The sequence below is a fragment of the Candidatus Sordicultor fermentans genome (genome assembly GCF_012728195.1).
In the GTDB taxonomy this organism is placed as follows: domain Bacteria; phylum Atribacterota; class Atribacteria; order Atribacterales; family Caldatribacteriaceae; genus Sordicultor; species Sordicultor fermentans.
Genome location: NZ_JAAYFP010000018.1, coordinates 1 through 12,080 on the forward strand (window position 1 = coordinate 1; position 12,080 = coordinate 12,080).

Sequence of the window (12,080 nt, forward strand, 5' to 3'; positions counted from 1 at the left end):
GTACTATAAAGGGGCGTTGCCCCTTTATAAACCCCCAAAAAGAAAAACATGAAGACAAAAGAGAAAGATCAAAAATAACACGGAGGAAAAAGCCTCCGTGTCCGTCACCCCTGAATGGTTCTACGAGGGGTCCAAATAATAGAACGGGAAACCCTCTATGTATTTTCCCTTCTCCCTCAACTCTTTTTTTCCCTTCATCCTTTGAGGGTGAAGGAAAGTCAATTATAAGGGGGTGCCGCCCTTTTATAACCTCCAAAAAATAAAGAAGTATAAAAGATGCAAGGATAATCGAAAAAACTACTTTGCAAGAGGGGAAAGTTGGCTGTGGGCTTGTATCTGACCAATAAAAAAAGCCCGGAGCAAACTCCGGGCTTTTTTTATTTACCTACTATTTACCTACTTCTATTTCTACTTTTTTCGTTTTGGGTGTACTGGGTTCAACTTTGGGAAGAGTAATGTGCAAAACACCATCTTTGTATTGAGCCTTCACCTCATCTTGTTTTACCCTAGCAGGTAAAGGCAAAGTGCGTTCAAAGGTTCCATAATAACGCTCACGAGCATAATAGCCTACTTTTTTCTCTTCCCACTCGTCCTTCACTTCACCTTTGATGTTTAAGGTGTCCTCAGTAACATGCACTTCTAAGTCCTTGGGATCCACTCCTGGTACTTCTACTTTGGCTATCACTTCATTTTCAGTTTCTGCTATGTCTACAGGTGGAAACCCGGCAACCAGAGAAGGTGCACTGAAGAAAGGAAACTCCATCAGCTCATCAAAAATCTCATCCAGATCAGTTCGTAAGTCAAAGAGATCCCACAGTTGTCTCGCTGGACTTACTCTCCTTTCTTCTCTCCGAACCGGTAACAATCTTCTGGCCATTCCATTTCCCTCCTTTTATCTATTTATTTATTTTCCGACTCCTATTATAATCAGAGAAAGTCAGTTTGTCAATAGGTTGGTCAGAGAAAGTCAAAAAATTTTTCAGAACGGTCCATAACAGAAACAGAGAAAAAGAGAGGCGCTCCATTGTTTATAGCATTCTCCAAACCTGCTACAGTTATCTTTTCCGATGAGAAGAAAAAAAGATGGAGTGTCCAGAGAGAGATATTGCAGTGAGGTCTCACAGCTAACTGTAATTAAAAGAGATGATATTCTAAAACTTGTTCTACCGAGAGTTCGGGAATGCCCAGATAAAAGCCAGCCACATCTACCAGAGCCTCGAGAGGCAAAAGCCCGATTATCTCTCCTCCTTTTACCTCTACTCCCCAACGCTTAGCTTCCAGTTTTACCAGTTCAAAGGCCTGATAAATGGTGCTTTTCTTAAAATCTAAAAGGTTCATAGAAACCTGAACCATGTCTTTGCTTTTTAAGCTAACCCCGATAGCTTTAACGTAGCGTAATCCCCCCGTCTCACCCCGCAGCTTGCGAGCGATTGCTTTTGCAATATCGAGGTCTTGGGTTTTCAGGTTTACATTGAAAGCCACGAGAGGCCCCCGGGCTCCAATGACCACTGCTCCTAAAGTGGGGTGAATTTTAGCCGGACCCAGATCCGGATGTCTCTCGGGGACTTTATCTATCTCTTCCTTCAGGAGCTCATATCCTCCCCGGCGGATGCGGGAAAGGTCCCGGTGTTCCTCCCGGAGAGCCGCCTCCCCATAAAAATAAACCGGGACATCAAATCTCTCGGCTACTTTTTCTCCCACCTTCCAGGCTAATTTCTTACAATCCTCCATATCCACTCCCTGCCAGGGAGTAAAAGGAATCACATCTACCGCTCCCACTCGGGGATGCTCTCCCCGATGCCTGGATATATCTATTTCTTTTTCTGCTATCTCCACAATTTTAAGCACGGCTTTTTCTAAGCTTTCTTCTTCTCCTATGAGGGTTACCACCGAGCGATTATGGTCGGGGTCGGAAGAATAATCAGCCACTTTTAACCCAGGAAGACCAGAAATTTCTTCAACTATTTTTTCTACGAGGAAAGGAGAGGAAGTGCTCAAATTAATAGCGCTCTGAATAACTCTTTTCAATTACTTTACCTCTACCCCTAAAGTGTTTTTCATCTCCCGGAGGGCCCATTCATGAGCCGCCAAATCAAAAGAGGTAACTCCCTTTTCGCGAACTACCACCTGGTAGTTAAGCATTCGAGCCTCTGCTGAAGTGTATAGAACACAAATATTGGTGCATACTCCTACTATTTCCAGTTCTTCTATTTTTTTCTCCCGCAAAAGAAGATCTAAAGATGTACCGAAGAAGGCACTGAACCTTCTTTTGGGGATAATATAGTCACCGGCTTGAGGGGTGAGCTCTTCTGTGACTTTCCCTCCCCAGCTTCCCTCTATGGCATGGGGCGGAAAGAGAGTAAATTCCTGGTCATCAGGACGGTGAGAATCACAAACATAAATGATAGGTATATTTTCCTTCCGACATTCAGAAACTAATTCTTGAGAAAAAGTTATCACCTCTTTAGCTTTTTCTCCCACAAAAAGCGCTCCCCGGGGATGGACAAAGTCGTTCAAAAGGTCTATCACAAGCAGAGCTTTCATTTTGATTCCCCCTGTAGCTCATCTTCCACCAAAGGTACAAAAACACAGCCTCCGTGGTCTTCTAACACCAGTTTTCCCTTTCTCTTTATCCCTCGCACCAGATTTTGCCCTCTTTCTGCTTCCAAAGGCAAAACAATTATCCCTTCCTCTTTCAGTTCTTCCACCCAGGCAGGATAAATCTTTTTAGAACAGGCACTTACTATTATTTTATCGTAGGGAGAAAACCGAGGTAGCCCCTTGCTTCCATCCCCTTCTACGAGGACTACATTACGATATCCCAGCTGAGAGAGAATGCCTCCCGCCCGCTTTATGAGCTCAGGAATCCTCTCCACGCTATAGACCATTTTGACTAACTCAGCGAGAATAGCCGTTTGGTATCCTGAGCCGGTGCCTATCTCTAGAACCTCGTCTCCATCCTCGGGGTTTAAAAGCTCTACCATCAAAGCCACGATGTAAGGTTGAGAAATGGTTTGCCCATATCCAATGGGAAGAGGAGTATCCTGGTAAGATAGGTCTCTGTGAGAAGGAGGAACAAACATGTGGCGAGGAACACGCAAAAAAGCTTCAATCACCCGCTGGTTCTTTATTCCTCGCAGGATTAATTGCCGCTCCACCATATTTTTTCTCTGCTCTATAGTTTCCTTGCTATCAAAATCCATCATCAGTAGCCCACCCGAAAATCAGAATACAAACCAGAAAAAGGAAACCACTCTTCCGAATAAGAAGTGATATGAGCGCTTACCGGTCCTTGTTTTATTTCTTCGAAGAATTTTTCCACCTCTTCCTTTTTTCCCTCTGCTATAACCTCCACCTCTCCAGTGGGAAGATTTCTCACCAATCCTGTCACATCAAATTCTCCTGCTTTACGCAACACAAAATAACGATAGCCCACTCCTTGAACCAGGCCTCGCAAAACCAATCTTCCTCGCACCCACTGAGCCACAATCTGCCCCCTTAACTTTACCCGGGGTGATAGAGAGAAGACAGACCTTTATTCTGTAAGATTTCCCGCAGCTCTTCTCCCAGAATAAAATCAGTGAGATTAGGGCGCAGGGGGGTTATAGAAACCCGGGAACACCAGACCGCTTGAAAATCAGAATTTTCTGGAAAACTTGCCTCCCTTTTTTCCTCCTCCAAAACAAATTCTCTCACCTCCGGGTTCTGGCTTTCTATCTCCTTCACCCGGGTTAAGTAAAAGCGGTCTCCCAGGGTGGTAATAGACCAGCCCTGCAGGTCCTTTTTATCAGGCACATCAGGAATATTTAAATTCAGCACCGCATTTTTCTCTCTTCTTAGAAGGTCTTCAAAAGTCTCAAACACTTCCACTGCCACCTCAGCAGCCAGCTGATAATTAAAATAGTTATTTACCACCAGGGAAACTGCAAGGGAGGGAATTCCTGACATGGCTGCCTCCATAGCTGCGGCCACTGTTCCAGAATAAAAAACATCGAAACCTAAATTAGGACCACGATTTATCCCTGAAATTACAAAATCAATGAGTCCGTCATCAAAAAGACGGAGAGCCAGAATTACCGTGTCTGCCGGAGTTCCCTCCACTGCATACCCCCTCACTCCTCCCACTTCCACTTCTCTCACTCGCAGTGGATGGCGAGAGGTAATGCTGTGGCTGGAACAGCTCTTCTCATCTTGAGGGGCAACCAGTATCACTTCTCCTAACCCTTTGAAAGCTCTAACCAAAGCCTCAATACCCGGGCTTTTGAATCCATCATCGTTAGTTATTAAAATCCTCTTCATACCTTTCCTCCTTCTCTCCTTGCTATCTCCCGGGCCACCACTACTCCTGAGGCTGAAGCTTGAACCAGGCCTCGAGTAATCCCCGCTCCATCTCCCACGAGAAAAAGGTTTTCCACATCGCTCTCCAGGTAAGAGTTCAATTTCACTCGAGAAGAATAAAATTTGACTTCCACTCCGTATAAAAGATTATGAGGAGAATTAATGCCAGGAATAAATTTATCCACTGCCAGTAGCATTTCCTGAACATCCTGAAGAAAGCGAAAAGGCAAAACAAAGCTCAAATCTCCCGGACTCGCTCCCTGAAGAGTGGGTTTCACCGGTGATTTGCTGATTCGCTCCGGCGTAGAGCGCCTCCCCAGTTGCAAATCCTTCAATCTCTGGACAATCACTCCTCCACTCAACATGTTAGCCAACCTAGCTACATACCTTCCATAAGTAATGGGCTCCCGAAAAGGCTCAGTAAAATTAGTGCTCACCAAAATGGCAAAATTGGTGTTGGAGCTTTCCCGATTCCCATAACTGTGGCCATTAACCGTAATAATGCCATCATTGTATTCTGTAACCACTTCTCCCCGGGGACACATACAAAAAGTGCGCACCTGATCATCAAAAGTGGGAGTATAATAAATCAGTTTCAATTCATAGAGAGCATCGGTAAACTCGTCCATTATAGCAGCGGGGACTTCCACTCTCACTCCCAGATCCACCGGATTATTTTCTACTGGTAATTTCAAGCGCAAACATTCCTGACGCAGCCAATCTGCGCCTATCCTCCCCGGAGCTACCACCACAAATTTGCTTTTTACCTCTTCTCCACCGCGAAGCTTAACCCCTTCCACTTTCCCATTTTCAACTAAAATTTTCTCCACCGGAAGGGAGGTTTTTATCTCTACTTTATCACTCAGGTAATCATACATATTTTTTAAAATATCCCAGCATCGATCGGTGCCTAAATGCCTTATCTTCGCCGGGACCAGAACCAATTCTGCTATCTCTGCCTTTCTGCGCAATTCTTCTACCTTTTCTGAGTCTGTCCCGTAAATTTTATCCGTTCCCCCAAAGCGAAGGTAGGTAGAATCTACATATTGCACCACTTCTCGGAATAACTGGCCATCAATATAGCTGGTAAGCTGACCTCCCACTTCTTGAGAGAGGGTGAGCTTCCCATCACTGAAGGCTCCCGCTCCTCCCCAACCACACAAAAGAGAACAAGGAGAACACTTCTGACAAATACTGTTATTTTCTCGCGCCGGGCAAGAGCGCCTTCCAATATTTTTCCCCCTGTCCAGCATGAGAATCTGTAAGTCACTTCTTTCACTCAACTCTAAAGCAGTGAAGATACCGGCAGGTCCTGCACCTACTACAATTACATCATAATTTTCTCTCAACTAACTATCACCGTGTTTCTTTTTAATTTCTTCTAAAATATTAAGAGCCACCTCTAAAGCATTGGTGCCCTCTTCTAAACCCACGAGAGGCTTTTCACCATTTCTCACACATTTGATAAAATGTTCCAGTTCCAGACGCAGGGGTTCACCTTTTTGCATAGGGGGCTTCTCCATCAAAAGATAGGGAAAAGAAGAAGAAGTTTTTTTATACACTGCCAGCTCCTGTTCCAGATAGTCGATAGAAATAAAAGAGTCTAACTGAGTTACTTCCATCCGACGAATTTTTTTGCGAGTAATCCTGCTGGCGGTAAGATTGGCTATGCATCCATTAGAAAAAACCAGCTGAGCATTGGCAATGTCTTCTTCCCGGGAAAAAACCGGGTAGCCAGAAGCGTTGATTTTAACCACTTTATCCCTCACTATGCTCATAACGATATCTATATCATGAATCATCAAGTCCAGAACCACTCCCACATCGGTATTGCGGTTAACATAAGGACCCATTCGGGAACAATCGATAAAAATAGGGTGGTCTACTATTTTGGAAAGCTCCACAACTGCCGAATTAAAACGCTCAATATGTCCTACCTGGAGAACCACATTTTTCTTGTTGGCCATCTCCATCAATTCTCGGGCTTCTTCCAGAGAAGTAGTCACCGGTTTTTCTATCAAAATGTTTATGCCTTGTTCAATAAATCTACCCGCAATATCCCGATGAATGACGGTGGGAACTACTATGCTTACTGCATCCACTTTGCCAAAAAGATCCTGATAATCAAAAAAAGCTGAAGTGAAGTAGCGCTCTGCTACTTCTTTAGCTCTCTCTTTATTAATATCCACTACTCCTACCAGTTCCACACCGGGAAGTTCAGAATAAACCCGGGCATGATGTTGACCTAAATAGCCCACTCCTATTACTCCCACTCGCACTGGATCCAAAATTACCACCTCGAGTAATAATAAGCTAATGATTCAGAAAAAATTCCCGCACTCCCAGAATTATGGTATTCAAATCTTCCCTGGTCAGCTGAGGATGTACCGGTAAAGACAAAACCTCCCTCGCCAGGTTTTCTGCTACAGGAAAGGAAGAGGCAGAATATAAATTCTGCAAAAAGGGCTGGTGATGAAGAGGTAGAGGATAATAGCTTTCGCACCCTATTCCCCTATCTCGCAAAAACTGAAGCAATGCATCCCTTGCTCCTTTTACTCGCAGAGTATACTGGTGAAAAACGGGCAAAGCGTAAGGAGGAAGGTAGGGAACATCTATAAAAGGGAGATCAGCCAGCTCCTGGTTATAAAAAGCGGCATTTCGACGCCTTTTTTCATTAAACTGCTCCAGCTTAGAAAGTTGAACTCGACCCAGTGCTCCTCCTATATCGGTAAGACGAAAATTGTAACCCAGTGCTTCATGATAGTATCTTTTTCTGCTTCCATGATTTATAAGCATACGACATTCTTGGGCCAAAAGAGAGTCGTTGGTAGTAATCATTCCTCCCTCTCCCGTGGTCATATTTTTAGTAGGATAAAAACTAAAAGCCCCCATATCTCCCCAGCTTCCTACTTTCCTCCCCTGACACTCTGCTCCATGTGCTTGAGCACAATCCTCTAAGAGAAAAAGATTGTATTTTTGAGTTAAAAAAGCTATTTCTTCCAAATCACAGGGAAGACCATAAAGGTGGACAGCTATTATTCCCTTAATATTTCTCTCTTTTTTAAGAATATCCTCAAGCTTTCCCGGGTCAAGATTAAAGGTTTTTTCATCCACATCACAAAAAACCGGTACTCCTCCACACTGGAGAATAGAGCTCGCCGTAGCTACAAAGGTAAAAGGAGTAGTAATAACCCGGTCTCCCTCCTTCACCCCTAAGGCTTTCAGGGCTACAAATAAAGCAGTGGTCCCATTGCTTGTGGCTACAGCCTCTTTTACTCCCACATAACGAGCAAATTCTTCCTCAAACTTTCTAACGTTTTCACCTTGAGCCAGAAATCCCGAATCTAAAACTTCATTTACTGCTCTTTTTTCTTCTTCTCCTAAACAGGGTTTGCTCAGAGGTATATTAACCATTATATTTCTCCATCCTCAAGAGAATGAAAGCTTTCTAAATAATCAAGGTAATCTTTAAAATAAGCCTCTATTTCCTCCATAGAATCGCCACCAAATTTTTTCCGGTAAGCAGCAGCCAAAACCCAGGCTAACATCGCCTCTCCCACCACCATTGCCCGGGGAACAGCACAGATGTCGGAGCGCTCAAAACGAGCAGAAACGGCCTTTTTCTCCCTTACATCTACGCTCATCAAGCCTCGTCGAAGAGTGGGGATGGGCTTCATAGCACATCTAACCCACATTATATCACCTACCGAAATCCCCCCTTCCACTCCTCCGCTCCGGAAAGTCTGGCGATAAAAAGGGAAAGGCAAACGACGGGAGTCATAAAAAATCTCATCATGGAATTGACTTCCCCGAAGAGTTGCAGAGCGAAAGCCTTCCCCTACTTCCACTCCTTTAATTCCTGGAATACCCATCAAAAAGAAAGCCAGCTGACTATCTAATCGTTCTTGAATTTCGCCATAGCTTCCCAGACCAGGGACTACACCTTGAGCCACCACGACAAAAGTGCCTCCCAGAGTATCTCCCTCTTCCCCTACTTTTTCTATTAATTCTATCATTTCTTTTTCTCTCTCCGGGTCATAAGTGTGCAGGGGAGAAGATTCTGCCCGGGATATCTTTTCTTCCCAGCTCATCTCTTCTTGAGCGCTAATTTCTCCGATACTTTCTACAAATCCCCCCACCTTTACTCCAAAGTGACGGAGAAAAATCTTAGCCACTGCTCCTGCCACGCATTTCCCTACCGTTTCTCGAGCGCTGGCTCTTTCAATAACATTCCGCAGGTCAGAAAAACGATACTTCACCATTCCCCCCAAATCGGCATGGCCGGGACGAGGAATGGTAATCTCTTCGTAGGAAGAAGGAGCGCTACCTCGAGGGTCCATAAGGGTAGACCAATTCTCATAATCTCGATTTTTAACCTCAAAAACCACCGGACCTCCTAAGGTTTTCCCCCACCGCACTCCGCCTAAAATCTCTACTTCGTCTTTTTCTATCTTCATACGCCCTCCCGAGCCAAAACCGCTCTGACGTCGGGAAAGCTCCCGGTTTATGAAAGAAATATCCACTTCCAGATTAGCAGGAAGCCCTCTAATTAGAGTTATAATGGCCGGGCCATGAGATTCACCGGCGGTGTGAAACTCCAGCAATACTTTCCTCCTTAAGATGTGCTATTTCCTGAAGAAGAGATAACAGCTCTTCTTCTTCGCTTTCTTTTATAATTTCTATCATTTTATCAAGTTCTCTCTGGAAAAGACCAATCGTCTTCAATATTTTATCTCGATTGGTGATAAAAATATCCCTCCACATCCGGGGAGAAGAACCCCCTATTCTCACCCAGTCTCCGAAAGAAGGACCAGCATATTGAGGCAAGTCCTCCCTATGAGATAAAACTGCCGAAAGAAAACAATTGGAAAGAATATGAGGAAGGTGACTGGTCATAGCGCATATTTCATCGTGTTCTTCAACGGTTAAAAAAAAACCTGCCCTTCCAGAAAACGGGCTATCTCTTCCACCATATTTTTACCACTTTTTGACGCCGGAGGGGGAGAAACCAGAATCGGCACATTTCTTAAAATCCCCTTTCTGGCATGTTCTATTCCACTCCTCTCCCCACCCCCCATAGGATGAAAACCTGAATACTCGAGGCCCTGAAGAGCAGGAGATATCTCTCTCCATACCCACTCTCTGGTGCTTCCTAAATCTAAAACTCGGGTAGAAGGAGAAAGGTGGGGACGAAGTTCCAAAAAGACAGGAGGCACACTCATAACCGGAAGAGATAAAAAAACCAGATCCACTCCCTGGGCAGCTTCTTCTAAAGAAGGAGAGATAAAATTCACTGCCCCCAATTCCTTCGCTTTTTCTGCTGCTTTTCGGTCTATATCATAGCCTTTAATAAACTTTGTGCGAGGCCAGCTGGATAATTCCAGGCCCAGAGAACCTCCCATTAATCCCAGACCAATGATAGCAATAGCTAACTCTTCCAAACTAAACCTCCTTTTCCATCACCACTGCCAGCTTCTTTATCTCTCTCACCAGATGATAAAATTGTTCAGGAGTAAGGGATTGAGGACCATCTGATAATGCCTCAACGGGGTTGGGATGAACTTCAACTATTACACCATCAGCTCCCGCAGCCAGCGCAGCTAAGCTCATAGTTTCTACGAGGTCGCTTCTCCCTGTGCCATGACTGGGGTCGGCTAAAATGGGAAGATGGCTCTGCATTTTTACCAAAGGAATACAGCTCAGGTCTAAAGTGTTACGGGTGGAGGGCTCAAAAGTCCTTATTCCTCTCTCACATAAAACTACCTGATGGTTTCCCTGAGCCAGAATATATTCAGCAGACATCAAAAGTTCTTCCACGGTATTCATCATGCCTCGCTTGAGAAGAACAGGTTTATGCAGTCTGCCTGCTGCCTCGAGAAGGCGAAAATTTTGCATATTACGGGCTCCTATCTGAATCATATCGGCATATTCAGCAACCAGAGGTAGCTCCTCCACTCCTAAAGCTTCAGTAACTATGGGTAGCCCGCTCACTTCCCGAGCTTTAGCTAAAAATTTTAACCCCTCTTCTGCTAATCCTTGAAAACTATAAGGAGAAGTGCGAGGTTTAAAGGCACCTCCCCGGAGAATTTTTGCTCCCGCTTCTTTTATCCGGAGAGCAGTTTCCACGATTTGTTCTTCTGATTCTACCGAGCAGGGACCGGCTATCAATACGAATTTTCCCATCCCTATTTCTACATCGCCCACTTTTACTGTGGTATCGGCCTCTCTGAATTCTCGGCTGGTTAATCTATAAGGAGCAAGAACTGGTATTACCTTTTCTACAAAAGGCAAGACCCCGATTTTTTCTTCTAAGTTAACTCTCCGCTCATCGCCAATAGCACCGATTATGGTTCTCTCTACTCCTTGAGAAACATGAGCCCCAAAACCAAGCTTTTCCAGTCTTTTTACTACATCATCAATCTGCTCTTGAGTTGCACCGCTCCGTAACACAATAATCATCGTTTTTCTCTCCTAACCATAAATACGATAAAGTTCTCCACAAGCCGCCTGGATATCCTGTCCTCGCGGTTTTCTTATCGTCACCTGTATCCCGTTTTCCTCCAGAACCGAAGCAAAGGCTTTTACCCTCCTCGGAGAAGGTGGAGAAAAAGCAGAAGAGGGAACCAGGTTACCAGGAATAAGATTAACATGAATCAGTAATTTCTTCAATAATTTCGCCACTTCCTGAGCATCTTCTTTACTGTCATTTATCTCGTTCCAGAGAGTATATTCTATGGTCACTCGCCGATGGGTAACAGCCAGATATTCTTTTATCGCCCTTAAAACCTGCTCTAAAGGATAAACTTTATTGAGAGGTATCAACAAATTGCGTAATTCATCCCGGGGAGCATGCATCGACCAGGCCAGGTTAACCTCTGGCCAATCTCTTCCCAATTTTACGATTTTATCTGGTATGCCCACTGTAGAGACGGTCATTCTCCTTGCTCCTTTGCGGAAACCTTCCGGAGAATTTATGACTTGAAGCGCCCGATGCACATTCTCATAATTGAGCAGGGGTTCTCCCATCCCCATAAATACTAAGTTGTTAGCCGTCATCCCCGTTTCTTTTTCTATTACCCATATCTCTTCTACTATCTCCTGATAGGTAAGATTTCGCCGGAACCCAGCAAGGCCGGTAGCACAAAAAGTGCAGCCTGCCGGACAACCCACTTGAGTAGAAAGACAAAGAGTTCGGCGGTCTCTGTGGGGGATGAGCACTGCTTCTACATTATCTTGGGGAGGAAAATGGATTAAAAATTTTACCGTTCCATCTTTCGATTTCTGAATCTCTTTAATTTGAGAGCTACCCAGAGAAAAAGCGCTATCCAGCTTTTCTCGCAAGGCCACAGGCAAGTTGGTCATATCAAAAAAGGAGTCTGCTTTCTTTTCATATATCCACTGGAAAATTTGTCGAGCTCGAAAAGAAGGTTCTCCCTCCTCTTCCAGCCAGGAGTAGATATCAGAAGGCAAAAGTCCAATCAGATTTTTCTTTCTCATCTATTATGATTAATAACCCCGCTTTTTATTTGAGTCAGGATAGCATAATAATTCGACAGTATGTGCGATATATAGCTTTTCATGTAAGAATACCAGATATTTTAAAATCAAACAAGGAAAACAATACAAAGTCTGCACTCACCCTGTGTCCCACAGAACAAGCACAAAAAACTACAATTAAGGAATCCTTCAAATCTCCCCCAAATAGCCATTGGCGGAGAGGGTGGGATTCGAACCCACGAGAC

The 12,080-nt window shown here is 44.4% G+C and carries 13 protein-coding genes and 1 pseudogene; all 14 read right to left on the reverse strand.

Features of this window, described 5'->3' with window-relative positions:
• Nucleotides 1-388: 388 nt before the first annotated feature.
• A complete protein-coding gene (locus GXZ17_RS00755) occupies nucleotides 389-877 on the reverse strand; it encodes an Hsp20/alpha crystallin family protein (RefSeq protein ID WP_409375382.1) in 489 nt (162 codons plus the stop codon).
• A 257-nt stretch (nucleotides 878-1,134) separates the two neighbouring features.
• A complete protein-coding gene (gene ftcD, locus GXZ17_RS00760) occupies nucleotides 1,135-2,028 on the reverse strand; it encodes a glutamate formimidoyltransferase (protein ID WP_409375383.1) in 894 nt (297 codons plus the stop codon).
• Nucleotides 2,029-2,544: a cysteine hydrolase family protein gene (locus tag GXZ17_RS00765; protein WP_409375384.1), complete on the reverse strand. Its 516-nt coding sequence runs from the start codon at nucleotides 2,542-2,544 to the stop codon at nucleotides 2,029-2,031.
• A complete protein-coding gene (locus GXZ17_RS00770; protein WP_409375385.1) occupies nucleotides 2,541-3,206 on the reverse strand; it encodes a protein-L-isoaspartate(D-aspartate) O-methyltransferase in 666 nt (221 codons plus the stop codon). Before GXZ17_RS00770 ends, GXZ17_RS00765 begins: the two co-directional genes overlap by 4 nt.
• On the reverse strand, nucleotides 3,206-3,487 hold the full coding sequence (locus tag GXZ17_RS00775) for an acylphosphatase (RefSeq protein WP_409375386.1): 282 nt from the start codon (nucleotides 3,485-3,487) through the stop codon (nucleotides 3,206-3,208). Before GXZ17_RS00775 ends, GXZ17_RS00770 begins: the two co-directional genes overlap by 1 nt.
• A 17-nt stretch (nucleotides 3,488-3,504) precedes the next feature.
• Nucleotides 3,505-4,299 carry a 5'/3'-nucleotidase SurE gene (surE, locus tag GXZ17_RS00780; protein ID WP_409375387.1) on the reverse strand — a complete coding sequence of 265 codons (795 nt, stop codon included), beginning with the start codon at nucleotides 4,297-4,299 and terminating at the stop codon, nucleotides 3,505-3,507.
• Nucleotides 4,296-5,687, reverse strand: a complete 1,392-nt coding sequence (locus tag GXZ17_RS00785; protein ID WP_409375388.1) for an NAD(P)/FAD-dependent oxidoreductase — start codon at nucleotides 5,685-5,687, stop codon at nucleotides 4,296-4,298. The genes surE and GXZ17_RS00785 overlap by 4 nt, the downstream gene beginning before the upstream one ends.
• A complete protein-coding gene (locus GXZ17_RS00790; RefSeq protein WP_409375394.1) occupies nucleotides 5,688-6,617 on the reverse strand; it encodes a Gfo/Idh/MocA family oxidoreductase in 930 nt (309 codons plus the stop codon).
• A gap of 34 nt (nucleotides 6,618-6,651) precedes the next feature.
• Nucleotides 6,652-7,752 carry a DegT/DnrJ/EryC1/StrS family aminotransferase gene (locus GXZ17_RS00795; RefSeq protein WP_409375389.1) on the reverse strand — a complete coding sequence of 367 codons (1,101 nt, stop codon included), beginning with the start codon at nucleotides 7,750-7,752 and terminating at the stop codon, nucleotides 6,652-6,654.
• Nucleotides 7,752-8,942 (reverse strand): chorismate synthase, encoded by a 1,191-nt coding sequence (gene aroC / locus GXZ17_RS00800; protein WP_409375390.1) that lies wholly within the window; start codon nucleotides 8,940-8,942, stop codon nucleotides 7,752-7,754. Before aroC ends, GXZ17_RS00795 begins: the two co-directional genes overlap by 1 nt.
• A pseudogene (locus tag GXZ17_RS00805) lies at nucleotides 8,917-9,246 on the reverse strand (prephenate dehydrogenase dimerization domain-containing protein); the annotation flags it as partial. The pseudogene GXZ17_RS00805 and the gene aroC, both read right to left, overlap by 26 nt.
• Nucleotides 9,247-9,263: 17 nt before the next feature.
• Nucleotides 9,264-9,779: a prephenate dehydrogenase/arogenate dehydrogenase family protein gene (locus GXZ17_RS00810; RefSeq protein WP_409375391.1), complete on the reverse strand. Its 516-nt coding sequence runs from the start codon at nucleotides 9,777-9,779 to the stop codon at nucleotides 9,264-9,266.
• A gap of 1 nt (nucleotide 9,780) precedes the next feature.
• The gene (aroF, locus tag GXZ17_RS00815; protein WP_409375392.1) at nucleotides 9,781-10,797 is read right to left on the reverse strand and encodes a 3-deoxy-7-phosphoheptulonate synthase; all 1,017 of its coding nucleotides are present in this window, start codon (nucleotides 10,795-10,797) and stop codon (nucleotides 9,781-9,783) included.
• A gap of 12 nt (nucleotides 10,798-10,809) precedes the next feature.
• On the reverse strand, nucleotides 10,810-11,835 hold the full coding sequence (rlmN, locus tag GXZ17_RS00820) for a 23S rRNA (adenine(2503)-C(2))-methyltransferase RlmN (protein ID WP_409375393.1): 1,026 nt from the start codon (nucleotides 11,833-11,835) through the stop codon (nucleotides 10,810-10,812).
• Nucleotides 11,836-12,080 lie beyond the last annotated feature (245 nt).

Bases quoted from the DNA above. Each gene is read 5' to 3' on its own strand.
- GXZ17_RS00755 (WP_409375382.1), bottom strand. From the start codon at position 877: ATGGCCAGAAGATTGTTACCGGTTCGGAGAGAAGAAAGGAGAGTAAGT.
- GXZ17_RS00765 (WP_409375384.1), bottom strand. From the start codon at position 2,544: ATGAAAGCTCTGCTTGTGATAGACCTTTTGAACGACTTTGTCCATCCC.
- GXZ17_RS00770 (WP_409375385.1), bottom strand. From the start codon at position 3,206: ATGATGGATTTTGATAGCAAGGAAACTATAGAGCAGAGAAAAAATATG.
- surE (WP_409375387.1), bottom strand. From the start codon at position 4,299: ATGAAGAGGATTTTAATAACTAACGATGATGGATTCAAAAGCCCGGGT.
- GXZ17_RS00795 (WP_409375389.1), bottom strand. From the start codon at position 7,752: ATGGTTAATATACCTCTGAGCAAACCCTGTTTAGGAGAAGAAGAAAAA.
- aroF (WP_409375392.1), bottom strand. From the start codon at position 10,797: ATGATTATTGTGTTACGGAGCGGTGCAACTCAAGAGCAGATTGATGAT.
- rlmN (WP_409375393.1), bottom strand. From the start codon at position 11,835: ATGAGAAAGAAAAATCTGATTGGACTTTTGCCTTCTGATATCTACTCC.